Raw genomic sequence first — 25,692 nt, 5'->3', positions numbered from 1 at the left:
CTTCCGACCAAAGATGAGCGAGTCACTATGAAATATCAGCAGCTAACCGAAGGGTTACGATACCAGATAGCCCTGTTGTGTGAAGATAAAGTGAGTCAGGCAGAGATTGCCCGCCGCTTAGACGTCAGCAAATCAACGGTCTCGCGGGAACTGCGTCGTAATCGTTCTGTAGATGGCTACCAGCCAGCGGCAGCACAGAAGCTCAGTACCAGCCGCCGTAAAGGGGCCGGCAAACGCAGGATGCACGAGGATACGGTCTTCTTTGTTGAGGCTGCGCTAAACTGGCTGTGGAGTCCGGAACAGATCAGCGCCGTTGGCCGTATCATCGGCAGACCGGTTAGTCACGAGTGGATTTACCAGCATGTTCAGGCTGATAAAGCCATTGGCGGCGAACTATACAAGCTCCTCCGGCAGGGTAAACGCCGCTATCGCAAAGGCTATGGTAAAAAGCGAAGTCCGATACCTGACGCCGTATCCATCGAGCATAGACCGGCCGTTGTTGATGCTCGTACCCGACTGGGTGACTGGGAAGCGGATCTGGTTCTGGGTAAACAAGGCACCGGAGCCATCGTGACGCTGGTCGAGCGTAAAAGCCGTATTTATCTGACGAAAAAGGTGTTTTCGAAAGATTCAGCCGAAGTGGCCACAGCCATTATCTCGATGCTGAGCGGCTACAAAGATGTCTGCCATACCATCACGTTCGACAATGGCGGGGAGTTTACTCAGCACAAAGAGATCGCAGCGGCCCTGGAAACGGAAACCTACTTCGCTCACCCCTATGCTTCGTGGGAACGTGGGCTAAATGAGAATACCAATGGGCTGTTGAGGCAGTTTATCCCCAAAGGAACTGACCTGACAGCAGTGACGGATGATGAGCTCCGCAAGTACCAGGGAGCACTGAACAGCAGGCCACGAAAATGCCTCAAATTCCGGCAGCCTTCAGTGGTCTTTGCAGAGTTAAGAAAGGCGGCTTAGCGTTGCACTTCGAACTTGAATCCGCCCTTTTGCTCAACCGCCGTTCGCCCCGATACGGCATGGCGTATCGAGACGGCTAATTATACAAAGAAGCCGGATGTCGCTATCTATTACTATCGCGACACGCCGTTTTATCCCGGTTTTGCCATGACCTATATGCAGCGCGGCCACTATGTCGCGGTGATTAACCCACTTTCCTATAGTACGCTCATATCCAGCGATAGAGATTTAGCCTACGGTCTGTTCGATACCAAAACGAATCAGTTTTTCTCCGTCAGCAAAAATACCGACGCCGCGGCGCTACGTCCGCTGATCCGCCCCGAAGATACCTTTTTCCAGCAGGATCGCCGGGTCTACACCGTTGCCCATTCGGCGAAGCGCCCTATTGCGGTGATCATGTCCACCTCGCGCGTTGGCTATTATAAAAATTTATATGACCAGATAATGATTACCCTGCCGCTGGGCCTGATTTGTAGCTCATTGATTTTACTGATGTGGCTGAGAACCCGGCGGCAGTATCACTCCCCGCGCAGCATGCTGCAGCGCGCGCTGTGCCGCCGCCAGCTGTGCCTGCACTATCAGCCGATCGTTGATATTAAAACGAACCGCTGCGTCGGGGCCGAAGCGCTGCTGCGCTGGCCCGGGCGCGATGGTCCGGTGATGAGTCCGGCTGAGTTCATCCCGCTGGCGGAAAACGAAGGGCTGATCGCGCAGGTGACGGACTACGTGGTGGATGAGGTGTTTGCCGATATGGGCGAGTTCCTCGCCAGCCATCCTCAGCTGTACGTCGCGATTAACCTCTCGGCCACGGATTTCCACTCCGCGCGGCTGATTAGCCAGATTAGTGAAAAGGCGCGAAGCCATGCGGTGTGCATCAACCAGATTAAAATCGAAGTGACCGAGCGCGGGTTTATTGACGTGCAGAAAACGACGCCGGTGATCCAGGCCTTTCGCGAAGCGGGATATGAAGTTGCCATCGATGATTTCGGCACCGGCTACTCCAACCTGCATAACCTCTCTTCGCTCAACGTGGATATTCTCAAGATCGATAAGTCCTTTATCGATACGCTGACAACCCACGGCACCAGCCATATGATCGCCGAGCATATTATTGAGATGGCGCGCAGCCTGCACCTGAAAACCGTGGCCGAGGGCGTAGAAACGCTGGAGCAGGTTAAGTGGCTACAGAAGCGCGGCGTTCGCTACTGCCAGGGCTGGCACTTTGCGAAGGCGATGCCGGTGCAGGAGTTTAAGCAGTGGTTGATTAAGGCGCCAGCCCGGCTTAGCTCCTGCGCGCAAAGCTGTCAGGCGGAAATCTGATGGCGATAGTCGCTGGGGGTGCGGTCATACTCCCGGCGGAACACCCGTGAAAACGTCTGCTGCGAGACGTAGCCCAGATCCATCGCGATATCAAAGATCGGGCGCTGGGTGGTTCTGAGGGCTTCCGCGGCCAGCAGCAGCCGGCGCTGACGAATGTAATCGCCCAGCGTCTGATGCGTAACGGCGCGGAACATCCGCTGAAGATACCATTTCGAGTACCCCGACTTTTTGGCGACTACATCAATGTTAAGTGGTTGATCGATATGTTCATCAATCCATTCAATAAGCGTTTGGATAATATACTGATGGGACATAAAGCGGCCTCTCTCTCAATTCTCGATTCGTCGTTTTGTCTGCGGGCGAGTATAATTCCTCAAGTTAACTTGAGGTAAAGCGCTTTATGGAAAATAAATCACCCCGTATTAAAATGCTGCTGACCCCGGGCGAAGTGGCAAAACGTACCGGCGTTGCCGTCTCGGCGCTCCATTTCTATGAAAGCAAAGGGCTGATTCACAGCCAGCGCAACGCCGGCAACCAGCGGCGCTATCGTCGCGACGTGCTGCGCGCGGTGGCGATTATCAAGATTGCGCAGCGCATCGGCATTCCGCTGGCCACCATCGGCGACGCCTTTGGCGTCCTGCCCGAAGGCCACAACTTAAGCGCCAAAGAGTGGAAGCAGTCTGTCGTCGGTGTGGCGGGAGGAGCTGGACCGGCGTATTCATACGCTGACCGCGCTGCGCGATCAGCTGGATGGCTGCATTGGCTGCGGCTGCCTGTCGCGACGGGACTGCCCGCTGCGCAACCCGGGAGACAAGCTGGGCGAAGAGGGAACCGGCGCGCGACTGCTGGAGGATGATTAAAAAACTAAAGCGCCACAACAGGGCGCTTTAGTTGTTTTCCGGTCTTTGTCTTTCGCTCTATCCCGCTGTTTCGCAGGAGGGTTTCCCCCGACGTCGGCTCACCTCAGTATTGCGCAACGGTTGATGGAGGTTCCGGATTGCGCCGACAATTTAATTGTGGCACATCCCCTGACGTCTACTCGTTTATTTCGGCGAAATTTTCCCGTCATTCGCCGCCAGTTCCTATAGTTAATTTGAACAAATGACGGGAGAGACCCATGCTGACGGTACATCACCTGAATCAATCGCGATCGCAGCGCGTGCTCTGGGCCCTGGAGGAGCTACAGCTGCCCTATCAGCTTGTCTGCTATCCACGGCAGAAAAATATGCTGGCGCCGCCGGAGCTAAAAAACATTCATCCGCTGGGTAAATCCCCGGTCGTGGAGGACAACGGCTACGTGCTGGCGGAATCCGGGGCGATACTCGAATATCTGCAGGAGACCTACGATAGCACACAGCAGTACTGCGGCCCCAGGCGATGGCGGACAGGCTGCAGTACCGCTTTTGGCTGCACTATGCCGAAGGTTCGCTGATGCCCCTGATGCTGATGAAGCTGGTCTTTTCCCGCCTCGGCAAGGCCCCGGTGCCGTTTGGCATGCGCACGCTGGGCGGCGCGCTGGGGAAGGGGATGCAGAAAGCCTGGCTGGATCGGCAGATTGCCACCCACGCCGGCTTTATCGAAGATCACCTCTCCCGATGGCCGTGGTTCGCCGGCGAAAACCTGAGCATGGCCGATATCCAGATGAGCTTTCCGCTGCTGGCGCTGCAGTCGCGCGGCGGAATCGACGGCCTTGCGCACATCGCCCGCTGGACGCAGCGTATCGAACAACGTCCGGCCTGGCAGCTCGCCATCGAGCGCGGCGGCCCCTTTACGCTACCGGGTGCCTGAGGCATCACCTTTTACGATGGCCGGCGCGAATTGCTATCGGCGCAATGCAAAAATGTTAGCAGATTGCGCATAGACGATAACGTTTGCGCATCGGCTGGTTATTTCCTGAACGTCATAAGCGAAATTTAGCGAAAGACGACAAACTTCAGTTGAAAAGGGCCATCTAAAGGCTGGATAATCGTTTGCCTTATTATTTTGCTCGCTATTTATCCTGCTAACAGGGGGTGAGCAAAGTAATTTTGACCACCGTATTGTATGCGCGGAGTTAAACGTTTGCTTTTTTTGCAGCCCCCCTGGCGCTGCGATATAGCACAAGGAGATCGCGTTGAACTGGCAGTGGATGGTCCACCACGCATACCGACGAATGATAAAAATTCTCAGGGGAAGTTTTCTATGTCTACGCCTTCAGCGCGTACCGGCGGTTCATTAGACGCCTGGTTTAAAATTTCGGCTCGCGGCAGACTCCGTGCGTCAGGAGATTGTTGCCGGTTTAACCACTTTTCTGGCGATGGTGTACTCGGTCATCGTGGTACCGGGCATGCTGGGTAAAGCCGGGTTCCCACCGGCGGCGGTGTTTGTCTCCACCTGCCTGGTGGCGGGCGTCGGCTCTCTGGTTATGGGGCTGTGGGCCAACCTGCCGCTGGCAATCGGCTGTGCTATCTCGCTGACCGCCTTTACCGCCTTCAGCCTGGTGCTGGGGCAGCATATCAGTATCCCGGTTGCGCTGGGCGCCGTGTTCCTGATGGGCGTGCTGTTTACCATTATCTCCGCAACCGGCATTCGCAGCTGGATCTTACGCAACCTGCCGCAGGGCGTTGCGCACGGCACCGGCATCGGTATCGGCCTGTTCCTGCTGCTGATCGCCGCCAACGGCGTGGGACTGGTGATTAAGAACCCGCTGGACGGCCTGCCGGTAACGCTGGGGCATTTCGACAGCTTCCCGGTGATTATGTCGCTGGTGGGGCTGGCGGTGATTATCGGCCTCGAAAAAATGAAGGTGCCGGGCGGCATCCTGCTGACCATTATCGGCGTATCGATCGTCGGCCTGATTTTCGACCCTAACGTCCACTTCTCCGGGATTTTCGCCATGCCGTCGCTGAGCGACGACAAAGGCAACTCGCTGATCGGCAGCCTCGATATCATCGGCGCGCTGAATCCGGTGGTGCTGCCGAGCGTGCTGGCGCTGGTGATGACGGCGGTCTTCGATGCCACCGGCACCATTCGCGCGGTCGCCGGGCAGGCGAACCTGCTGGATAAAGACGGGCAGATCATCAACGGCGGTAAAGCGCTGACCACCGACTCCCTGAGCAGCGTTTTCTCCGGCCTGGTCGGCGCGGCGCCGGCGGCGGTGTATATCGAATCGGCCGCGGGTACCGCCGCCGGCGGTAAAACCGGCCTGACCGCGGTGACGGTTGGCGTGCTGTTCCTGCTGATTCTGTTCCTTTCTCCGCTCTCCTATCTGGTTCCCGCCTACGCCACCGCTCCGGCGCTGATGTACGTCGGCCTGCTGATGCTGAGCAACGTGGCGAAAATTGACTTTAACGATTTTGTCGATGCGATGGCGGGCCTGATTACCGCGGTCTTTATCGTGCTGACCTGCAACATCGTGACCGGCATCATGATCGGCTTCGCGTCGCTGGTTATCGGGCGTCTGGTTTCCGGGGAGTGGCGCAAGCTGAACCTCGGCACCGTGATCATCGCCGCGGCGCTGGTTATCTTCTACGCCGGCGGTTGGGCAATTTAAGCTATTTTTGCTGATAGCGGGCGGCTCAGGCCGCCCGTTTAATTTTTAAGCCACATCCTGTTTCCTTTTGCGTTAATCTGGGTAGCGTATCATTTCGAGACATGACGCCTCAGATGTAAAAATAAGAACACGCAGCAAACAGGGAACACATGGAAATATTCTTTACCATACTCATCATGACCCTCGTGGTCTCTCTCTCCGGGGTGGTTACACGCGTACTGCCCTTTCAGGTTCCGCTACCTTTAATCCAGATCGCCATCGGCGCGCTGCTGGCCTGGCCTACCTTCGGCCTGCACGTCGAATTCGATCCTGAACTCTTCCTGGTGCTCTTTATTCCGCCGCTGCTTTTTGCCGACGGCTGGAAGACGCCGACCCGCGAGTTCATCGAGCACGGGCGAGAGATTTTTGGCCTCGCGCTGGCGCTGGTGCTGGTGACGGTGGTGGGGATCGGCTACCTCATCTACTGGATAGTCCCAGGTATTCCGCTGATCCCGGCCTTTGCGCTGGCGGCGGTGCTGTCGCCAACCGATGCGGTTGCGCTCTCCGGGATTGTCGGTGAAGGGCGGATCCCGAAAAAAATTATGGGGATACTACAGGGCGAAGCGTTGATGAACGACGCCTCCGGCCTGGTCTCGCTGAAGTTTGCCGTCGCGGTGGCGATGGGCACGATGGTCTTTACCGTCGGCGGCGCGACGGTCGAGTTCTTCAAGGTGGCGGTAGGCGGCATCCTCGCCGGTTTTGTCGTCAGTTGGCTGTACGGTCGCTCGATGCGCTTCCTCAGCCGCTGGGGCGGCGATGAGCCGGCAACGCAGATTGTGCTGCTGTTCCTGCTGCCGTTTGCCTCCTACCTGATCGCCGAACACATCGGTTTTTCCGGGATTCTGGCCGCGGTCGCCGCGGGGATGACCATCACGCGTTCCGGAGTGATGCGCACCGCGCCGCTGGCGATGCGCCTGCGCGCCAACAGCACCTGGGCGATGCTGGAGTTCGTGTTTAACGGCATGGTGTTCCTGCTGTTAGGCCTGCAGCTGCCGGATATTCTGTCGAGCTCGCTGGTGGCGGCGGAGGCGGATCCCAACGTCGAAACCTGGATGCTGTTTACCGATATTGTCCTGATTTACGCCGCGCTGATGCTGGTCCGTTTTGGCTGGCTGTGGACGATGCGCAAGCTCAGCCAGCGCTTCCTGAAAAATAAGCCGATGGAGTTTGGCTCCTGGACCACCCGCGAGCTGCTGATCTCCTCGGTGGCCGGGGTGCGCGGGGCGATCACCCTCGCCGGCGTGCTGTCGATACCGCTGCTGCTGCCGAGCGGCGACGTATTCCCGGCGCGCTATGAACTGGTGTTCCTTGCCGCCGGGGTGATTCTGTTCTCGCTGTTTGTCGGCGTGATCGCGCTACCGATTCTGCTGCGCCACATTGAGTCGACCGACCATGTTCAGCAGCGCAAAGAGGAGCGCCTGGCGCGCGCGGCCACCGCGGACGTGGCGATCGTGGCGATTCAAAAAATGGAGGAGCGGCTGGCGGCGGATACCAAAGAGAATATCGATAACCAGCTGCTGACCGAGGTCAGCTCGCGGGTAATTGGTAACCTGCGCCGGCGGGTCGACGGGCGCAACGACGTGGAAACCTCGATCCTCGAAGAGCAGCTTGAGCGCCGCTTCCGCCTGGCGGCGCTGCGTTCAGAGCGCGGCGAGCTGTATCATCTGCGCGCCACCCGCCAGATCAGCAACGAGACGCTGCAGAAGCTGCTGCACGACCTTGACCTGCTGGAAGCGCTGTTAATCGAAGATCAATAGTCGCCGCCGCGCCCGGTCGGGGCCGTGCGGTGGATAGTCTGTCGTGGATCGCCCGGACCGGCGCAGCGCGCCGCCTCCGGGCGCTTACTCATTGAGCCAGAAGCGCTTACTGCATGCCAGCCACGCCTGGGCGCTATGCGACAGGTAAACGCCCTCCCGCCAAATCATCCCCAGCTCCCAGCTTAGCCCGCTCTGCAGCGGGATCGTGCAGAAATGTCGGGTCTCGAGGCGTTCACAAATCGGCTGCGGCAGAATCGCCACGCCAATTCCCGCCTGAACCATCGCGGCGAGGAAGTCCCACTGCCCGCTGCGCACCGCGATGCTGGGCTTCACCTCATGTTCGCTAAACAGCTGCATCAGCTGCTGGCTGAGGGCAAAATCTTCGTTATAAATCACCAGCGGATGGGCGGCGAGCTCCTGCGGCGACAGCGAGCTGACGCGCTCCCACTGCGGCGTTCTCGGCGCCAGCACGCACAGCGGATGGTTGAACAGCGGCAGCGTCGCCAGGCCGCTCTCCTCATCGACCGGCAGCGCGGTCATGGCCAGATCCAGCTCGCCGTTGCTGACCGCCTGCTGCACGGTCAGGCCGCCGAACTCGGCAATTTTCAGCTCTACGCCCGGATAGCGCTGACGAAACAGGCCGATAGGCTCGGCCATCAGCATCCCGACCATCGGCGGGATCCCCAGCCGCAGAATGCCCTTATGCAGATGGTTAATATCGCTAAGCTCGGATTCCAGCTGGCGGAATTCTCCGAGAATCGCCTGTCCGCGCTCGAAAACCACCCGGCCGGTATCGGTCAGCAGGAGCCGGCGGCCGTCGCGAATAAGCAGCGTACAGTTGAGCTCATCTTCGAGGTTTTTTAGCATCTTGCTGATGGTGGGCTGCGTGACGAACAGCTTTTCAGCCGCGCGAGTGAAGCTCTGCTGGCGGACAACTTCGACAAAATAACGCAGCGTGCGGATATCCATAATTATTCCCTGAAACTATGCCTGTGATGATTTTAATTCATTTCTGTCCAACCTGGCGGCTCACTATACTGCTCGCCTGGCTTCTTTTTCAGGAATATCGCTCATGGCCTTCGCGCCGGCTCGCGTTACCCCCTTCGTTGTGCAACGCCTTCAGGTGCCGCTTCAGGTACTGGTTTACGCCGGGCTGTTTGTCTGCGCTCAGTATCTGGTTAACTGGCTGCACCTGCCGCTTCCGGCAAATCTGGTCGGCATGCTGATGCTGCTGGCGCTCATCGTCTGCCGGGTGATCCCGCTGAACTGGGTGCGCGCCGGCGCCCGCTGGCTGCTGGCGGAAATGCTGCTGTTCTTCGTGCCGGCGGTAGTGGCGGTGGTCAACTACACCCAGCTGCTGCTGATGGACGGCTGGCGCATTCTGCTGGTGATTGCGCTGAGCACGACGCTGGTGCTGGGCGTCACGGCGTGGGTGGTGGATAAAGTTTATCGCTACGAAATCAGCAGGATGAAGCATGAGTGATCTCAATTTGAGCATCCTGTGCCTGATCGTGACGCTGGTGCTCTATTTTGCCAATAAACGCCTCTACCGCCGCTTTCACAAGCTGCCGCTGATGCCGCTGGTTTTTACCCCGCTCCTGCTGGTGCTGATTCTGGTCTTTGGCCATATTTCATATCAAAGCTATATGGGTGAGGCCCACTGGCTGCTGTGGCTGCTGGGGCCGGCGACGATCGCTTTCGCCGTGCCGGTATATGACAACCTCGCGATTATTAAACGCCACTGGATGTCGCTGAGCGCCGGAGTCGTGACGGCCTCAATCGTGGCGGTCTGCAGCTCGGTCTGGCTGGCGCGCCTGTTCACCCTTTCCGATGAGATTCAGCGCAGCCTGGCGGTGCGTTCGGTCACCACGCCGTTTGCGCTGGCCGCGGCCCGGCCCCTCGGCGGCCAGCCGGATCTGGTCGCGCTGTTTGTGGTGGTGACCGGAGTATTTGGCATGGCGATCGGCGACGTGCTGTTTTTGCGTCTGTCGATTCGAGCAGGGATGGCGAAAGGGGCGGGATTCGGCGCCGCTTCGCACGGTGCCGGAACCGCGCGCTCCTACGAGCTCGGGCAGCAGGAGGGCGTTGTCGCCAGCCTGGTGATGATGCTTTCGGGAGTGGTGATGGTGCTGGCGGCGCCGCTGGTGCGCCTGCTGATGTTTTGATGAGCCCCGGCCGTCCGGCCGGGGTTAAGAGGCTTAATGCGCCTGGCCGCGTTCGATGCCGATACCGGTTTGTGAACGGATAAACTGGGCGCGGAACAGCTCGCGCTCGCGCAGCCCTTCCGCCGAGTTGTCGGTGGCGGAGAAGAACCAGATACCGATAAAGGCGATGGCAATCGAGAACAGCGCCGGGTACTCGTACGGGAAGATAGCCTTCTCATGGCCGAGGATCTGCACCCAAATGGTCGGGCCGAGGATCATCAGGATAACGGCGGTCAGCAGCCCCAGCCAGCCGCCAACCATCGCCCCGCGCGTGGTCAGCTTCGACCAGTACATCGACAGCAGAATGATCGGGAAGTTACAGCTGGCGGCAATCGAGAACGCCAGTCCAACCATAAAGGCGATGTTCTGATTTTCGAACAAAATCCCCAGCAGAATGGCCACCACGCCGAGGATCAGCACGGTAATTTTTGATACCCGCAGCTCGTCGCGCTCGCTGGCGCCCTTACGGAAGACGTTGGCGTAGAGGTCGTGAGAGACCGCCGACGCGCCGGCGAGGGTTAAGCCCGCGACCACCGCAAGGATGGTGGCGAAAGCCACGGCCGAAATAAAGCCGAGGAACAGATTGCCGCCCACCGCGTCAGCGAGGTGCACTGCTGCCATGTTGTTGCCGCCGATAAGCGCGCCCGCCGCGTCTTTAAACGCCGGATTGGCGCCCACCAGCATGATGGCGCCGAAGCCGATAATAAAGGTCAGGATGTAGAAGTAGCCCATAAAGCCGGTGGCGTAGAATACGCTTTTACGCGCTTCGCGCGCATCGCTCACGGTGAAGAAACGCATCAAAATGTGCGGCAGGCCGGCGGTACCAAACATCAGCCCCAGCCCGAGCGACAGCGCCGATATCGGGTCTTTCACCAGCCCGCCGGGGCTCATGATCGCCGCCCCTTTGGGGTGGACCGCCATCGCTTCGCTGAACAGGTTATTGAAGCTGAAGCCGACGTGCTTCATCACCATAAAGGCCATAAAGCTGGCGCCGCACAGCAGCAGGACCGCCTTGATGATCTGTACCCAGGTGGTCGCCAGCATGCCGCCAAACAGCACGTACAGCACCATCAGCACGCCGACCAGCACCACCGCAACGTGGTAGTTAAGGCCGAACAGCAACTGGATAAGCTTGCCCGCGCCGACCATCTGCGCAATCAGGTACAGCGCTACCACTACCAGCGAACCGCAGGCGGAGAGGGTGCGGATTGGCCCCTGCTTCAGGCGATAGGAGGCGACGTCGGCAAAGGTATAGCGTCCGAGGTTGCGCAGGCGTTCGGCGATCAGGAACAGAATGATCGGCCAGCCGACCAGGAAGCCGAGCGAGTAAATCAGCCCGTCGTAGCCGGAGGTATAAACCAGCGCGGAGATCCCGAGGAAAGAGGCGGCCGACATAAAGTCGCCGGCAATCGCCAGACCGTTCTGGAAGCCGGTGATGTTCCCCCCGGCGGTATAGTAATCTTTGCGCGAGCGTACCCGTTTTGACGCCCACCAGGTGATATAGAGCGTCAGGGCGACAAAGATCAGGAACATGATAATCGCCTGCCAGTTTGTCGGCTGACGCTGCACCGCGCCGGTAATGGCGTCGGCGGCGTTCGCGGCGGCGGGGAGCGTGGCGGCAAGCGCCGTCAGAACTTTCTTCATGATGCCTGCACCTCGCTGATAATGCTTTTCGTCAAATGGTCGAATTCACCGTTGGCGCGCCAGACGTAAACCCCGGTGAGCACGAAGGAGATAACGATAACGCCGATGCCGATGGGGATCCCGCGGGTGACGCTGGTTCCCGCGTGCAGCGGCGTCCCGAGCCAGCCGGGGGCAAGGGCGATAAGCAAAATGAAGCCGACGTAGATAACCAGCATGATGATTGACAAAATGGCGGCAAACCTTTGCCGGGTTGCAACTAACTCCCTGAAATGCGCACTATTTTCTATCCGCTGACAAATTTGATCATTCATCATAGCGTCTCCAGAGGTATTCCTTTCGTCATCCACGCGCGGGACGTCGGCAGCACACATCCGCCCGGCAGCTAACCGCCGGGGATCCGCCTGCTTACCGCTTTCCTGCTGCCTGGAATCCTCAGGAAGGTTTTATGTTTATGCCCTCTCCCCGATTGGGGAGAGGGTGTAGGGAATCAGTACGTATTGACTATGGCATTGCGATGGACTGCTTCTCTTCGAGCAGTTTTTCCACCACGCCAGGATCGGCGAGCGTTGAGGTATCGCCGAGGTTGCTGGTATCGCCGGCGGCAATCTTGCGCAGGATGCGGCGCATGATTTTACCGGAGCGGGTTTTCGGTAACGAATCGGTCCAGTGCAGCACGTCCGGGGTTGCCAGCGGGCCGATCTCTTTCCGCACCCAGTTGCGCACTTCCGCGTACAGCTCCGGCGTAGGCTCTTCGCCGTGATTCAGCGTCACGTAGGCGTAAATAGCCTGGCCTTTGATGTTATGCGGAATGCCGACTACCGCCGCTTCGGCGATTTTCGGGTGTGAAACCAGCGCCGATTCAATTTCGGCGGTGCCCAGGCGATGGCCGGAAACGTTCAGCACGTCGTCCACGCGGCCGGTTATCCAGTAGTAGCCATCCTCGTCGCGGCGCGCGCCGTCGCCGCTGAAGTACATATTTTTAAAGGTCGAGAAGTAGGTTTGCTCGAAGCGCTCATGGTCGCCGAACAGGGTACGCGCCTGGCCAGGCCAGGAGTCGGCGATGGCGAGGTTGCCTTCGGTGGCCCCTTCCAGCGGCGTGCCTTCGTTATCGACGAGCACCGGCTGCACGCCGAAGAACGGACGGGTGGCGGAGCCGGCCTTCAGCTCAATGGCGCCCGGCAGCGGGGTGATCATAAAGCCGCCGGTTTCGGTCTGCCACCAGGTGTCCATCACCGGGCATTTCTCGTTGCCGATTTTTTTCCAGTACCACTCCCAGGCTTCCGGGTTGATCGGCTCGCCGACGGAGCCCAGAATGCGCAGGGAAGAGCGGTCGGTGCCTTCAACGGCCTTATCACCCTCGGCCATCAGCGCGCGGATCGCCGTCGGGGCGGTATACAGAATACTCACCTGGTGTTTATCCACCACCTGGCACATGCGCGCCGGAGTCGGCCAGTTTGGTACCCCTTCGAACATCAGCGTCGTCGCGCCGCAGGCCAGCGGGCCGTACAGCAGGTAGCTGTGGCCGGTTACCCAGCCAACGTCGGCGGTGCACCAGTAGATGTCGCCGGGGTGATAGTCGAATACGTATTTGAAGGTCGTCGCCGCATATACCAGGTAACCCCCGGTGGTGTGCAGAACGCCTTTCGGCTTGCCGGTTGAGCCGGAGGTATAGAGGATAAACAGCGGGTCTTCGGCGTTCATCTCTTCCGGCTGATGCTGGTCGCTGGCGTTTTCCAGCAGATCGCTCCACCACAGGTCGCGACCCTCGTGCCACTCCGTTTTGCCCCCGGTACGTTTGAGGACGACCACGTTTTCAATGCTGGTCACGTTAGGGTTTTTCAGCGCGTCATCGACGTTTTTCTTCAGCGGGATGGCGCGACCGGCGCGCAGGCCCTCGTCGGCGGTGATCACCAGCCGCGAGCTGGAGTCGATGATGCGCCCGGCCACCGCTTCCGGCGAGAAGCCGCCGAAAATAACCGAGTGGATGGCGCCAATGCGGGCGCAGGCCAGCATCGCGACGGCCGCTTCAGGCACCATCGGCATATAGATAGCGACCACGTCGCCTTTTTTGATCCCGAGACCGAGCAGGGCGTTGGCAAAGCGGCACACGTCGCGATGCAGCTCGCGGTAGGTAATCTGCTTGCTCTGGCTGGCGTCGTCGCCTTCCCAGATGATGGCCGTCTGCTCGCCGCGCTCCGCGAGGTGGCGATCGAGACAGTTAGCCGCCAGGTTCAGGGTTCCGTCTTCATACCATTTGATAGAGACGTTGCCCGGGGCAAACGAGGTGTTCTTCACCCGCGTATAGGGCCGAATCCAGTCGAGAATTTTACCCTGCTCGCCCCAGTACGCGTCGGGGTCGGTCACGGATTGGTGGTACTGCGCCTTGTACTGTTCCGGGTTAATCAGGCAGCGGTCCGCAATATTTGCGGGAATAGAGTGTTTGTGTATTTGGCTCATGGCTTTTTTTCTCCTTTGGATTGTTAAATATATGTCAAATAAACGTTAAGAGTAGGGACTTTGAGCGCTTTGTTTGCTATTTGGGGGGCAGATCACGCATTAATTCAACTGAATGAAAATTAATCAAATGAAACTTTTGAGTGCAATAATTTCGTCAGTGAATTTATAGAAATGGAATCGATTAAATTTTTTTTATAACAGATACTTATGCAATATAAGTAGGGAGAATTAGCGGCTTTATGCATAAAACCAGAGTAAAGGTCTGTTCTTAAAGGCTTGCGCAGCATGCCGTGCAAATGATACTCATACCGCGCGTTAAAAAATCCCATAGAGCAACGCAACACAATTCATACCCCTTTCAGTGGGTAACATTACCTTCGGTAATGGTGCCTTTCATTGAGGAAGTCTGTAGTGATGAAAAAAACAAAAGTCAGCCTGGCCTGGCAAATTTTGCTGGCCCTGGTGCTGGGCATACTCCTGGGTAGCTACCTGCATTACCATGCCGAAAATCGTGATTGGCTCATTTCTAATCTTCTGACGCCCGCGGGCGATATCTTTATCCACCTGATCAAAATGATCGTGGTGCCGATTGTGATTTCGACGCTGGTGGTCGGGATTGCGGGCGTTGGCGACGCTAAGCAGCTGGGGCGCATTGGCGCCAAGACGATTATCTACTTTGAAGTGATCACCACGGTGGCCATCGTGCTGGGGATTACCCTGGCCAACGTTTTCCAGCCGGGAAGCGGTATTGATATGTCACAGCTGGCGGCGGTTGATATTTCGAAATACCAAAGTACGACGGCGGAGGTGCAAAGCCACGCGCACGGGCTGATGGGGACGATTCTGTCGCTGGTGCCGACCAATATCGTCGCCTCGATGGCCAAAGGCGACATGCTGCCGATTATCTTCTTCTCGGTGCTTTTCGGCCTCGGCCTCTCTTCGCTGCCGGCAACGCATCGTGAGCCGTTGGTGACCGTTTTCCGCTCCATTTCCGAGACCATGTTCAAAGTGACGCACATGGTGATGCGCTACGCGCCGGTAGGGGTATTTGCGCTGATCTCGGTGACCGTCGCCACCTTTGGCTTCGCCTCCCTGTGGCCGCTGGCCAAACTGGTGATTCTGGTCTATTTCGCGATTCTGTTCTTTGCGCTGGTGGTGCTGGGGCTGGTCGCGCGTTTCTGCGGCCTGAGCATCTGGATCCTGATTCGCATCCTGAAGGACGAGCTGATCCTCGCGTACTCCACCGCCAGCCTCCGAGAGCGTGCTGCCGCGTATTATTGAGAAGATGGAGGCCTACGGCGCGCCGGCCTCAATCACCAGCTTCGTGGTGCCGACCGGCTACTCCTTTAACCTCGACGGTTCTACGTTATACCAGAGTATTGCGGCGATCTTTATCGCCCAGCTGTACGGGATTGACCTGTCGCTGTGGCAGGAGATTACCCTGGTGCTGACCCTGATGGTGACTTCGAAAGGGATTGCCGGCGTGCCGGGCGTCTCCTTCGTGGTGCTGCTGGCGACGCTGGGCAGCGTGGGCATCCCGCTGGAAGGCCTGGCCTTTATTGCCGGCGTTGACCGTATCCTCGATATGGCGCGTACCGCGCTGAACGTGGTGGGGAATGCTCTGGCGGTGTTGGTTATTGCCAAGTGGGAACACAAATTTGACCGTAAGAAAGCGCTGGCGTATGAGCGTGAGGTGCTGGGGAAATTTGATAAGACCGCGCAGTAAACGCGCGGTGAAACAGCAAGCCCGGCGCCATGCGCCGGGTTTTTTTTATCGTCGAGCAGGGATTCCAGCCAACGGTGGTTTGGGCGAAGGCTGGATCGTTTATGTGCGATATGCCAGGTTACGGCAGAATATTCCGTGGAATGTTCCGTTCACGATGAGTCCTGCGCTTTTCTCATCCCTGCTGCGGGTGAACGGCACGGGGGGCGTTTCGCCCGCCCCCCGTGGCCCCCGGCATGGCGCTGAAAACTGCCGCTGCGCGGTACGCTTCACTCCGGCTTCATCTGGCGGACCGGGCAGGACTCGACGTCCCTGTCTCGACCTGCCTCTCTGGCCGCTTTATTCGTCCCATCCATGGGACTCACCCCTTCGGGGCCGACGTTAACGTCGTTCAAAAACGCTCCCGGCGTTTTTGTCCTCGCGGCCAGTCCTGGATGCGCGCCTGCGTTCCCGCCAGTTTTCTTGATGCGCCTTAACCCCCTCGCTGTCAGCCCGTGGCAATTAAGTCGCAATATCATTGCTGAAGGCTTTTTCAGCAATAACTATGCAGCCATGAGGCATCAGGACATGCAGCAGGGGGGTTGGGCCGGCTAAAAATCGCTGAGGCGCAGGCGGCTGGCCGGGGCCGCCAGCATGGATGCTGGCGGAGGCAAGCCTTACAGGGAAGTTACCTCTTGCCGTCCCCGAAAAGCCAGACGGCGGAGACGAAGGTATCGCGCAGCGACGATTTTTCTTGCCGGGATGCCGGGTCCCCAGGGCCGGGCGAAACCGGCCCTGGGCCGTTCACCTATGCCGCAGGAAACAGAAGTATGCGGGACCGATGGTGAACGGAACATTCCACGGAATATGAACGGAACTTAAAACACGGCTTTCGTCCAAACCACCCTAAAAAAGCCATCCAGGCGCGAAGAGGCTACCCCTTGGTTATCCGCTCAAACTCCTCGCATCCGGTATCAAACCCCTCCTGGCAGCTGACATTTAGCCAGTGCAGAGCCTTCTGCTGATTGGGTTCGATAAAGCCTTTCTCCCCCTGCTGGAACATCATCCCGGCCCAGTATTCGGCGTAGCCGGTGCGGGACAGCGAGGAGCTGCGTTTAAAATAGAGCGTGGCCGCGGCGTCATCTTCCGCAGTCTGCACGCCGCTGGCGTAAATCAGCCCGAGCAGCATCTGCGCGTCAACGGCGGAGTCGCTTTCCGGGTCCTGGGCCGCGTCCTGCAGCAGGGTGATGGCGTGCGAATAGTCCGGCTTGCCGGCCTGATGATTAACCAGCACCCGGGCAAGAACGATCTCCCCGGCCTTGCTTCCCGCCTGCACCGACTTTTCCGCCAGCCTGCCTGGCCTGCTTGTAGTCGGCGTTCTGCGGGTTACGGATCTTCAGTTGGGCCAGCAGCGCCAGCGCGTCGCCATCGCCGCTGGCCGCCGACTTCTGCGCCCAGTATTCGGCCTGCGGGTAATCGCCGGAGCTGACGTAGGTATCGGCGAGGTAGTACTGCGCGCGCGGGTCGCCCGATTCCGCCAGCTGTTTGTATTGACTGCCGGGTTCCACGGCACCTGCAGCGAGGGAGACCAGCGCCAGCAATAAATAGAGGTATTTCATTTTTTATTATCTATTAGGGATACAGCTAACAGTATAAAGGCAGGCGTAGGAGAAGAAAATGACAGGCCGCTACGCCGGGAGGCTGAAACCGGGGCGATAAATTTGTTCCTCCGGTAAGCATCGCGCCGCCGGAAGGGCCGATCCGCATCCCGGAAAGGCGCGACGCGCTGCTGCGGATAAACGGTCTGGCCGCCGTCGCTACGCAGGGACTTCCTGATGATACGCCGGCTTTTTGGGAGAAACGCCGACGAAAAGCAGGGCGTCGTCAGTTTTGACGTGCCGAGGCGGGCGGAGTTGTGACATGGGTTGAAGAAACGCTATCCGGCAATGGATTTGTCGGAGTTGGTTTGCTGAATTAATCATACAGACATCATTCCCGGCGGGCAGAGGCAAGCTATGAAACCGGTCATTTTGGTTGTTGATGACGACAGCGCAATCTGCGAACTGCTGGCCGATGTGCTCAGCGCGCACGTTTTTGACGTGCTGGTGTGCCAAACCGGCGGCGAAGCGCTGGCGGTGGCGGCGCAGCGGGCGGATATTTCCCTCGTCCTGCTGGATATGATTTTGCCCGATACCAACGGCCTGCTGGTGCTGCAGCAGCTGCAGCACCAGCAGGCCCGAACTGCCGGTGGTGATGCTGACCGGCCTCGGGAGCGAGGCCGACGTCGTGGTGGGGCTGGAGATGGGCGCCGACGACTATATCGGCAAGCCGTTTAACTCCCGGGTGGTGGTGGCGCGGGTGAAAGCGGTGCTCAGGCGCAGCGGCGCGCTGGCGGCGGAGAGCGGCAGCGGGACGGGGCTGATTTTTAACGGCTGGCGGCTGGATACCGGCCGCTGTGAGCTGTTTAACCCTCAGCAGCAGCCGGTGCCGCTGACCCAGGGTGAATATGGCCTGCTGCTGGCGCTGGCGCAGAACGCCCGGCGGGTGCTGAACCGCGAACAGCTGCTGACGCTGACCCATAGCGAGAGCATCGAGGTGTTTGACCGGACGATTGACGTGCTGATCATGCGCCTGCGGCGCAAGATTGAGCTTAACCCGCATCAGCCGGCGCTGATCAAAACCATGCGCGGCCTGGGCTATGTGTTCGCCGCGGACGTTATCCACGGCGATAAGGCGGCGTAGCCGCGAAGGGGCTCACCCCGGAGGTTTCCCGGGGATTGCCCGACCGATCCCGCTTACTTCACGGTCCAGCCTTTATAGGTGCCGATGTTGCTTTTATCGATCATCGTCACCGGGATCAGCACCGGAGCCGTTGGCGCCGGTTTGCCCTGCAGGATGTCGTAGCCAATCTCTACCGCCTTCGCCGCCATCACCTGCGGGTCCTGGGCCGGGGTGGCGACAAACAGCGAATTCTTGCGCTTCAGCGCCTCTTCCCCGTCCGGGCTGCCGTCGACGCCAACGATAAAGAACTCGTTACGCTGGGCCTGTTTTGCCGCCAGGTCGGCGCCGATAGCGGTTGGATCGTTAATCGCAAATACGCCGTCGATTTTCGGATTGGCGGCCAGCAGCGAGGTCATAATTTCCAGACCACCTTCGCGGCTGCCCTTGGCGTTCTGGTTATACGACAGCACTTTGATATCCGGGTGGCGCTTGAACTCGGTCTGACAGCCTTCGACGCGGTTCTGTACCGCAGAAACCGGCGGTCCGTTGATAATCACCACGTTGCCTTTCCCTTTCAGGCGGTCGGTGATGTATTTACAGGCCATTTCGCCCGCCTGGGTGTTATCGGAGGTAATGGTGGCGTCCGCGCCTTCGGCGGCCACGTCCACCGCCACCACCACGATACCGGCGTCTTTCGCCCGCTTCACCGCCGGGCCAATGCCCTTCGAGTCGGCGGCGTTAAGGATAATCATGTCGACCTTCGCGGCGATAAAGTTATCAATCTGCGCGACCTGCTGACCGAGATCGTAGCCGCTGGAAACCAGCGTCACTTTGACGCCATCCCCGGCCAGCTTGCGGGCTTCCAGCTCGGCGCCTTTGGTTATCTGCACGAAGAACGGGTTGGCCAGATCGCCGACCGTCACGCCGATGGATTTGAGTTCTTTAGCCTGGGTGAACGGCGCTGCGGCCAGCAGCGTGCCGGCACAGAGCGCGATCGCTAACGGTTTCAAACGCATATTATCTTCCTCACTCGTAGGGTATTGGTATTGTTGTTATGCACTTTGATGGTGTCGGGTACGGTATTTGTCGATCAGTACCGCAATGATGATCACCGCCCCTTTGATCACCAGTTGCCAAAAATAGGAGACGCCCATCAGCGTCATGCCGTTATTGAGGGTGGCGATAATCAGCGCCCCCACCAGAGTACCGGTGATGGTGCCGATACCGCCGACGAAGCTGGTTCCGCCGAGGATCACCGCGGCGATGGCGTCCAGCTCATAGCCCACGCCGAGGTTGCCGTTGGCGCTGTACAGCCGCGAGGCGCTCATCACCCCGCCGAGCCCGGAGAGCAGGCCGCTCATGCCGTAGACGAACAGCAGCACCAGCCACACCTTGATGCCGGTAAGCCTTGCGGCCTGCATGTTGCCGCCCACCGCGTAGATATGCACGCCGAGCGTGGTGCGGCGCAGAATGAACCAGCACACCACAATCACCGCCAGGGCGATCACCACCAGCCACGGCACCGGCCCGAGATAATCGTTGCCGATCCATTCAAAGCTGATATCGGAGTTAATCACCGTGGTGCCGTCGGCCAGCAGATAGGCGGCCCCGCGCAGCGCGGTATAGGTGCCCAGCGTGACGATAAACGGCGGCAGCCCGGCGAAGGCGACCAGCGCGCCGTTAAACAGGCCCAGCAGCAGGCCGAGCATCAGCGCCGCCGGAATGGAGAGCAGGGAGATCTCCGGCATCAGAGAGACCACCATCGCCGCCACCGCGGTGGTGCCGAGGATAGAGCCGACCGACAGGTCGATCCCGCCGGTCAAAATAATAAAGGTCATGCCCGCCGCGAGCACGATGTTGATGGACGCCTGGCGGGTAATGTTCAGCAGGTTGCTTTCGGTAAAGAAGTTCGGCGCAATAAAGCCAAATACCGCGACGATCAGGATTAAAATCGGCAGGATGCCGACCGTTTGCATCAGATCGCCCATCAGCATTTTTTTCGCCGACACTGCTTTTGCCACCGGCCGGGCGGCGGTCTCTTTTTGCGTTGTCATGGTTGTTCCGCCTTAAGGTGAGAGTCGTTAACGCCGGTGGCCAGCGTCATTATGCTTTCCTGGCCGATCTCATCGGCCTGCAGTTCGCCGACGATAGCGCCTTCGCGCATCACGTAGACCCGGTCGCTCATGCCGACCACTTCCGGTAATTCGCTGGAGATCATCAGAATGGCCACGCCCTGACGCGCCATCTGGTTCATGATGCGGTAAATTTCGCTCTTGGCGCCGACGTCGACGCCGCGCGTCGGCTCATCGAGGATCAGAATGCGCGGACCGATCGCCACCCAGCGGGAGATCAGCAGCTTTTGCTGGTTGCCGCCGGAAAGGCCGCCCGCCCGCACCTGAGAATGCGGGACGCGAATATTGAGTAGGGAGATGGCGTAATCGGAGATGCTCTGCGCCTTCTTACGGTTGAGCATGCCCCAGCTGGCGTCGCGCTCCAGCGTCGCCATAGTGATGTTTTCCTGCGCCGCCAGTTCGAGGAACAGCCCCTGCTCTTTGCGGTTCTCGGTAAGAAAGCCGATGCCGAGATCGATAGCCTCGCGCGGCGAGTGGATCACCACCGGCTCGCCGTCGATTTCAATCACGCCGCCGCTCGCCTTGCGCACGCCGAAAACCAGCTGCGCCAGTTCGGAGCGGCCGGCGCCCACCAGCCCGGCGAGGCCGACGATCTCCCCGGCGCGTACCACCAGGCTGCTCGGCTTCACCTTGCTGCCGTCGGTCAAATCCTGCACCCGCAGGCGCGGCTGGCCGAGCGGAATATCGCGTTCTTTGTTGAACAGGTCGCTGAGCGGACGGCCCACCATCATGCGCACCAGCTCGGTGGCGTTGAGCCTGTCGCGGGTCAGGCTGCCGACGTACTGGCCGTCGCGCAGGACGCTGACGCGATCGGACAGCTCATAAACCTCCGCCATGCGGTGGCTGATATAGATGATCGCCATGCCCTCATCGCGCAGGCGCAGAATCAGCTCAAACAGGCGCTGGGTTTCGCGCGAAGAGAGGGCGGCGGTAGGCTCATCCATCACCAGAATTCGGCTGTTGCGGTGCAGGGCGCGGGCGATCTCCACCTGCTGCTGCTCGGCGATGGTCAGCTTCATCACCCGATCGCTGGCCTTAAACTGGGCGCCAAGACGGTCAATGACCGCCTGGGCCTGGTTCTGCATCTCTTTGCGCTGCACCATCCCGCCGCGCGCCAGCTCGCTGCCGAGGAAAATATTTTCGGCGACGGTGAGGTTGGGGGCCAGCTGCATCTCCTGATAAATCAGCGTGATGCCCGCCGCCAGCGCGTCCTTTGGCCCTTTGATGGCGTGCGGTTTACCGTCGATCAGGATCTCGCCGCTGGTGGCGGTATAGGCGCCGGCGAGGATCTTCATGAGCGTGCTTTTCCCGGCGCCGTTCTCACCCATCAGGGCGTGGATCTCGCCGGGCCAGACCGTCAGATCGACGCCTTTCAGCGCATAAAATTTGCCAAAGGCTTTGGCAATATTGCGCATGGATAGTACCGGCGTTGCTGGCATACAGGGTCTCCTGCGAGAGAGGTCGATAGCGGCAGTGCACCACAGGCTGATAAATGCAAAATGTCAGAAGCCGTTCATATTTGTCATATTGATGAATAGTTAACCTTGATCACAATTACGCAACGTTACTCTCCCCGTCGCCGCCGCCAGCCGCCAGCCGCCAGGATAAACAAAACTAGCGCGGAGCCGACCATGTCATCCCATCGTTATCCGTTTTTCACCAGCGCCCGCGGACGCCTGCTTTCGTTTAACCTGCTGATGGTGGCGGTGACGCTGATGGTTGCCGGGGTGGCAGTGCTGGGCTTTCGCCACGCCAGCCTGCTGCAGGAGCTGGCGCTGGTCGCCAGCATTATTCGCCGCAGCAACGAGCTGCAGCAGAGCGTAGGCGGCATGCTGGAGCGCGGCCAGCGCCGGCATCTGCAGCGCAATGAGCTGCTCAGTTCGCTATATCAGAACCAGAGCTATCTGCGCCATCTGCAGGATCTGCGCGATCGGCCCGGCGCGCCGGCGATCGATCCGCGGCGGCTGGCGGAGATGGATCGGCTGATCGCCGCCGCCATCCACACCTCAACGCCGCGCTCAATCGTGCAGCAGCTGGATGAGGTGATGGGCTTCCTGCCGCCAACCGGCGTCGACCCGACGCAGGCCCGGATCCTTGCGGATTTTAAGACCGAGCTTGCCAGGCTGGAGCCGCTGTCGGCCCAGCCTGGAGGAGAGCGATCTGGCGATCGGCTGGTATATGTTCCATATCAAGGCGCTGGTGGCGCTGCTGAACAGCGATATTAATCAGTATGTCGCCAGGGTGGCGCAGGCTTCGGAGCTGCGGGCGGCGCAAAGCCATCAGGAGCTGCGCTCCATCAGCATGTTTATTCTGCTGTCGGCGCTGCTGGCGCTGGCGATCACCGGCTGCGCCGGCTGGTATATCTACCGCAATCTTGGCTCCAATCTGACCGCCATTTCCCGCGCCATGTCGCGGCTGGCTCACGGCGAGAACCTCGTCTCGGTGCCCGCCCTGCAGCGGCGCGATGAGCTGGGCGAGCTGGCGCGCGCCTTCAACGTCTTCGCCCGCAACACCGCCTCGCTGGCCCACACTTCCCAGCTGCTGAAGGAGAAAAGCACCCTGCTGGAGACCACCTTTCACGCGATGCGCGACGGCTTTGCCCTGTTTGATAATCAGGGGCTGCTGGTGGTGTGGAATCCGCAGTATCCGCTGCTGCTCGGGCTGGCGGCAAACGATCTGCAGCGCGGCATGCACTACCAGCAGCTGCTGAGCCGGGCGGCGACCCTTGCGGAACACATGCGGGCCAACCTCGCTTCGCCGCTGCCGAAACCGCAGGAGCTGCAGCTGGCCAACGACCGGACGATTGAGCTGCGCTTCAGCCCGGTGCCGGGGCGCGGGCTGGTCAACGTAGTGCTCGATCGCACCGAGCGCAAGGGGCTGGAGCAGGCGCTGCTCCATAGTCAGAAAATGAAAGCCGTCGGCCAGCTGACCGGCGGCCTGGCGCACGATTTTAATAACCTGCTGGCGGTGATTATCGGCAGCCTGGAGCTGGTTCAGCCCCACGAGGACGACGCGGCGCGCATCTCGCGAGCGCGCAAGGCCGCCGAACGCGGCGCGCTGCTGACCCAGCGGCTGCTGGCCTTCTCGCGCAAGCAGTCGCTGCATCCGCACGCCGTTGAGATGAAGCCGCTGCTGGAGAACCTCGGCGAACTGATGCGCCACTCTCTGCCGGCGGCGCTGAGCCTCGAGATTGAAGCGCAGTCCCCCGCCTGGCCGGCGTGGATTGACGTCGGCCAGCTGGAAAACGCTATTATCAACCTGGTGATGAACGCGCGGGATGCGATGGAGGGGCGCCCCGGGGTGATAAGAATACGCAGCTGGAACCAGCGCGTGGCGCGCAGCGACGGGCGGCGGCAGGATATGGTGGCGCTGGAGGTGATCGATCACGGCTGCGGGATGTCGCTGGAGGTGAAAGCGCAGGTGTTTGAACCCTTCTTTACCACCAAACAAACCGGCAGCGGCAGCGGCCTCGGGCTGTCGATGGTGTACGGCTTCGTGCGCCAGTCGGGGGGAAGGGTGACGATTGAAAGCGCGCCGGGTCAGGGGACGACGGTGCGCCTGCAGCTGCCGCGCGCGGCGGTACAGGCGACGGCCAGCGGGCTGCTGCCCGAGGCCGAGCGGGAGAGCGGCGCCGAGCGGCTGGCGCTGGTGCTTGAGGATGAGGCGGACGTGCGCCAGACCCTGTGCGAGCAGCTGCATCAGCTCGGCTGGCTGACGCTGGAAACCGCCAGCGGCGAGCAGGCGCTGCAGATGCTGGAGGCTTCGCCGGATATCGCGCTGCTAATCAGCGATCTGATGCTGCCGGGAAGGCTGAGCGGCGCGGAGGTCATTAACGAAACGCAGCGTCGCTTCCCGACGGTGGCGCTGCTGTTGATCAGCGGTCAGGATCTGCGCCCGGCGCATAATCCCGCGCTGCCGGACGTCGAGCTGCTGCGTAAGCCCTTCACCCGCGCCCAGCTGCAGCAGGCGCTACGGAGCGCCGTGGTTGCGCCCCGCTAGCGGCATCTAATTGAGATTCCTCCGCTACTCGCCGCGGCGGTCGTTGATTACCGTAGGGCCAGCCCCCCGAAGAGACTGGCCCTATGAAACGCTATTTGACCGCTTTGATCCTCTGCACCCTGTCGCTGAGCAGCCAGCTTGCGCACGCCGATCTTATTGACGACGCCATCGGCAATATTCAGCAGGCGATTAATGACGCATACAGCCCAGGCGATAGCCGCTCCGATGACGACGATCGCTATAGCGACGGCCGCGATGATGACGGGCGTTATCAGCAGAGTCGTCAGCAAAGCCGCGATCGCCAACGCCAGTATGACGATCGGCTGCGTCAGCTGGACGATCGCCGCCGCCAGCTTGACGATCGCCAGCGCCAGCTGGATCAGGACCGTCGGCAGTTAGAGAACGATCGCCGGCGGCTGGATGACGACTACTAATCCAGCACGATCTCCATACCGTCGTAGCCCGCCTCAAACCCCGGCGGCAGCGAGTTGTCCATCATCCAGGCATCAAACTGATGGCCGATATGGGTAAGAATGACGCGCGGGCAGCCAACGATCAGGTTGATGGCCCGCACCGTATTTAAATCGCAGTGGTTGCGCGGGGTTTGCGGACGCGGCTCGTGGCTGCAGTCGATAATAATCACCTGCGGCTGGTTATTGAGCAGGAACTTCAGCGTCTTTTCCGGCAGCCCGGCGGTATCCGCCAGCCACGCCACGCGGCTGTGCGCCGACTCCAGCAGATAGCCGAACGTCAGCTTCGAATGGTTCAGCGGCAGCGGGGTCACCCTGAGCTCCTGCAGCTCAAAAACCACGAAGGGGGCGACGGTATGGCTAAAATCCAGCAGCCCGGGATGCTTAAAGAGATCGTCGCAGCCCTCTTCATCCGGCGGCCCAAATACCGGGATCTGCGCCCCCACGCCCCAGCGCAGCGGGAACAGGCCCTGGACATGATCCATATGATAGTGGGTGAGCAAAATCTGCTGAAAACTCCCGGCGGGCCAGCGCTCCATCAGGTCCGGGAGTCCGGCGTCGAGCAGCGTCACCGCGTGGTTGAACTTCACCGTCGCGCTGCAGGGACGGCGGCGGTGGACCTCATCGATACGGGCGCGGCGGCAGGCGGCGCAGTCGCAGCCGAAGACCGGCACCAGCTGGGCGCCGCCGGTTCCGCTTAAGCGAATAGTCAGGCTCATACTTCCTCCTCACGGCGCTTT

The 25,692-nt window shown here is 59.9% G+C and carries 14 protein-coding genes and 8 pseudogenes; 12 read left to right on the top strand and 10 right to left on the bottom strand.

Translation table 11 applies throughout. The annotated features are described in order from the left end of the window. The first annotated feature begins 27 nt into the window (after positions 1–27). Together ABOC21_RS23305 and ABOC21_RS23300 are read left to right on the top strand one after the other, a co-directional pair. The gene (locus ABOC21_RS23305) at positions 28–975 is read left to right on the top strand and encodes an IS30 family transposase (protein ID WP_426813438.1); all 948 of its coding nucleotides are present in this window, start codon (positions 28–30) and stop codon (positions 973–975) included. Positions 976–1,005: 30 nt separating this feature from the next. Continuing rightward, positions 1,006–2,295: pseudogene (locus ABOC21_RS23300) on the top strand (EAL domain-containing protein); the annotation flags it as partial. Here the strand turns inward: ABOC21_RS23300 and soxS are convergent. Then, entirely contained in the window at positions 2,280–2,609 is a 330-nt protein-coding gene (soxS, locus tag ABOC21_RS23295; RefSeq protein WP_426813437.1) for a superoxide response transcriptional regulator SoxS, read from the bottom strand. The pseudogene ABOC21_RS23300 and the gene soxS overlap by 16 nt on opposite strands. Positions 2,610–2,695: 86 nt before the next feature. On the opposite strand from soxS, the pseudogene soxR reads away from it, so the two are divergent. The 4 genes and pseudogenes from soxR to ABOC21_RS23275 all read left to right on the top strand — a co-directional run bounded on the left by soxR (position 2,696) and on the right by ABOC21_RS23275 (position 7,623). Then, positions 2,696–3,155: pseudogene (soxR, locus tag ABOC21_RS23290) on the top strand (redox-sensitive transcriptional activator SoxR). A gap of 257 nt (positions 3,156–3,412) precedes the next feature. After that, a pseudogene (locus ABOC21_RS23285) lies at positions 3,413–4,083 on the top strand (glutathione S-transferase family protein). Positions 4,084–4,476: 393 nt separating this feature from the next. Beyond that, positions 4,477–5,827 (top strand): annotated as a pseudogene (locus ABOC21_RS23280) (NCS2 family permease). A gap of 149 nt (positions 5,828–5,976) precedes the next feature. Beyond that, positions 5,977–7,623, top strand: a complete 1,647-nt coding sequence (locus ABOC21_RS23275; protein ID WP_426813436.1) for a Na+/H+ antiporter — start codon at positions 5,977–5,979, stop codon at positions 7,621–7,623. 84 nt (positions 7,624–7,707) lie between these two features. Here the strand turns inward: ABOC21_RS23275 and ABOC21_RS23270 are convergent, their stop codons facing one another. After that, positions 7,708–8,592, bottom strand: coding sequence for a LysR family transcriptional regulator (locus ABOC21_RS23270; RefSeq protein ID WP_426813435.1), 885 nt, complete (start codon positions 8,590–8,592; stop codon positions 7,708–7,710). Between the two features lie 103 nt (positions 8,593–8,695). Between ABOC21_RS23270 and ABOC21_RS23265 the strand changes: the two genes are divergently transcribed. Further along, on the top strand, positions 8,696–9,106 hold the full coding sequence (locus tag ABOC21_RS23265; protein WP_426813434.1) for a CidA/LrgA family protein: 411 nt from the start codon (positions 8,696–8,698) through the stop codon (positions 9,104–9,106). Continuing rightward, the gene (locus ABOC21_RS23260) at positions 9,099–9,788 is read left to right on the top strand and encodes an LrgB family protein (RefSeq protein WP_426813433.1); all 690 of its coding nucleotides are present in this window, start codon (positions 9,099–9,101) and stop codon (positions 9,786–9,788) included. The genes ABOC21_RS23265 and ABOC21_RS23260 overlap by 8 nt, the downstream gene beginning before the upstream one ends. 33 nt (positions 9,789–9,821) lie before the next feature. Here ABOC21_RS23260 and actP read toward each other — a convergent pair whose 3' ends face one another. The 3 genes from actP to acs form a co-directional block, all read right to left on the bottom strand. Further along, complete coding sequence (gene actP / locus ABOC21_RS23255) at positions 9,822–11,471, bottom strand: cation/acetate symporter ActP (protein ID WP_426813432.1); 1,650 nt, start codon at positions 11,469–11,471, stop codon at positions 9,822–9,824. After that, positions 11,468–11,782, bottom strand: a complete 315-nt coding sequence (locus ABOC21_RS23250) for a DUF485 domain-containing protein (RefSeq protein ID WP_426815568.1) — start codon at positions 11,780–11,782, stop codon at positions 11,468–11,470. Before ABOC21_RS23250 ends, actP begins: the two co-directional genes overlap by 4 nt. 190 nt (positions 11,783–11,972) lie before the next feature. Continuing rightward, the gene (acs, locus tag ABOC21_RS23245; protein ID WP_426813431.1) at positions 11,973–13,928 is read right to left on the bottom strand and encodes an acetate--CoA ligase; all 1,956 of its coding nucleotides are present in this window, start codon (positions 13,926–13,928) and stop codon (positions 11,973–11,975) included. Positions 13,929–14,342: 414 nt separating this feature from the next. Here acs and gltP point away from each other — a divergent pair. Continuing rightward, positions 14,343–15,654: pseudogene (gene gltP, locus ABOC21_RS23240) on the top strand (glutamate/aspartate:proton symporter GltP). Positions 15,655–16,564: 910 nt separating this feature from the next. Here gltP and ABOC21_RS23235 read toward each other — a convergent pair. Further along, a pseudogene (locus ABOC21_RS23235) lies at positions 16,565–17,249 on the bottom strand (tetratricopeptide repeat protein). Between the two features lie 396 nt (positions 17,250–17,645). Here ABOC21_RS23235 and ABOC21_RS23230 point away from each other — a divergent pair. Then, a pseudogene (locus ABOC21_RS23230) lies at positions 17,646–18,372 on the top strand (response regulator). Positions 18,373–18,425: 53 nt separating this feature from the next. On the opposite strand, the gene ABOC21_RS23225 reads toward ABOC21_RS23230, so the two are convergent. The 3 genes from ABOC21_RS23225 to ABOC21_RS23215 are packed head-to-tail and all read right to left on the bottom strand — an operon-like array spanning position 18,426 to position 21,922. After that, complete coding sequence (locus ABOC21_RS23225) at positions 18,426–19,367, bottom strand: ABC transporter substrate-binding protein (protein WP_426813430.1); 942 nt, start codon at positions 19,365–19,367, stop codon at positions 18,426–18,428. A gap of 36 nt (positions 19,368–19,403) precedes the next feature. Next, positions 19,404–20,405 (bottom strand): ABC transporter permease subunit, encoded by a 1,002-nt coding sequence (locus ABOC21_RS23220; RefSeq protein ID WP_426813429.1) that lies wholly within the window; start codon positions 20,403–20,405, stop codon positions 19,404–19,406. Then, on the bottom strand, positions 20,402–21,922 hold the full coding sequence (locus ABOC21_RS23215; RefSeq protein ID WP_426813428.1) for a sugar ABC transporter ATP-binding protein: 1,521 nt from the start codon (positions 21,920–21,922) through the stop codon (positions 20,402–20,404). Before ABOC21_RS23215 ends, ABOC21_RS23220 begins: the two co-directional genes overlap by 4 nt. Before the next feature lie 192 nt (positions 21,923–22,114). Between ABOC21_RS23215 and ABOC21_RS23210 the strand changes: the two are divergent. Together ABOC21_RS23210 and yjdP are read left to right on the top strand one after the other, a co-directional pair. Beyond that, a pseudogene (locus ABOC21_RS23210) lies at positions 22,115–24,482 on the top strand (ATP-binding protein). 83 nt (positions 24,483–24,565) lie between these two features. Then, on the top strand, positions 24,566–24,916 hold the full coding sequence (gene yjdP, locus ABOC21_RS23205; RefSeq protein ID WP_426813427.1) for a DDRRRQL repeat protein YjdP: 351 nt from the start codon (positions 24,566–24,568) through the stop codon (positions 24,914–24,916). Here the strand turns inward: yjdP and phnP are convergent. Beyond that, entirely contained in the window at positions 24,913–25,671 is a 759-nt protein-coding gene (gene phnP, locus ABOC21_RS23200; protein WP_426813426.1) for a phosphonate metabolism protein PhnP, read from the bottom strand. The two genes, yjdP and phnP, sit on opposite strands and share 4 nt — an antisense overlap. Between the last annotated feature and the right edge of the window lie 21 nt (positions 25,672–25,692).

The sequence above is a fragment of the Klebsiella sp. WOUb02 genome, assembly GCF_050058015.1.
GTDB lineage: Bacteria > Pseudomonadota > Gammaproteobacteria > Enterobacterales > Enterobacteriaceae > Klebsiella.
This window is presented reverse-complemented; position numbering and strand designations above follow the sequence as displayed.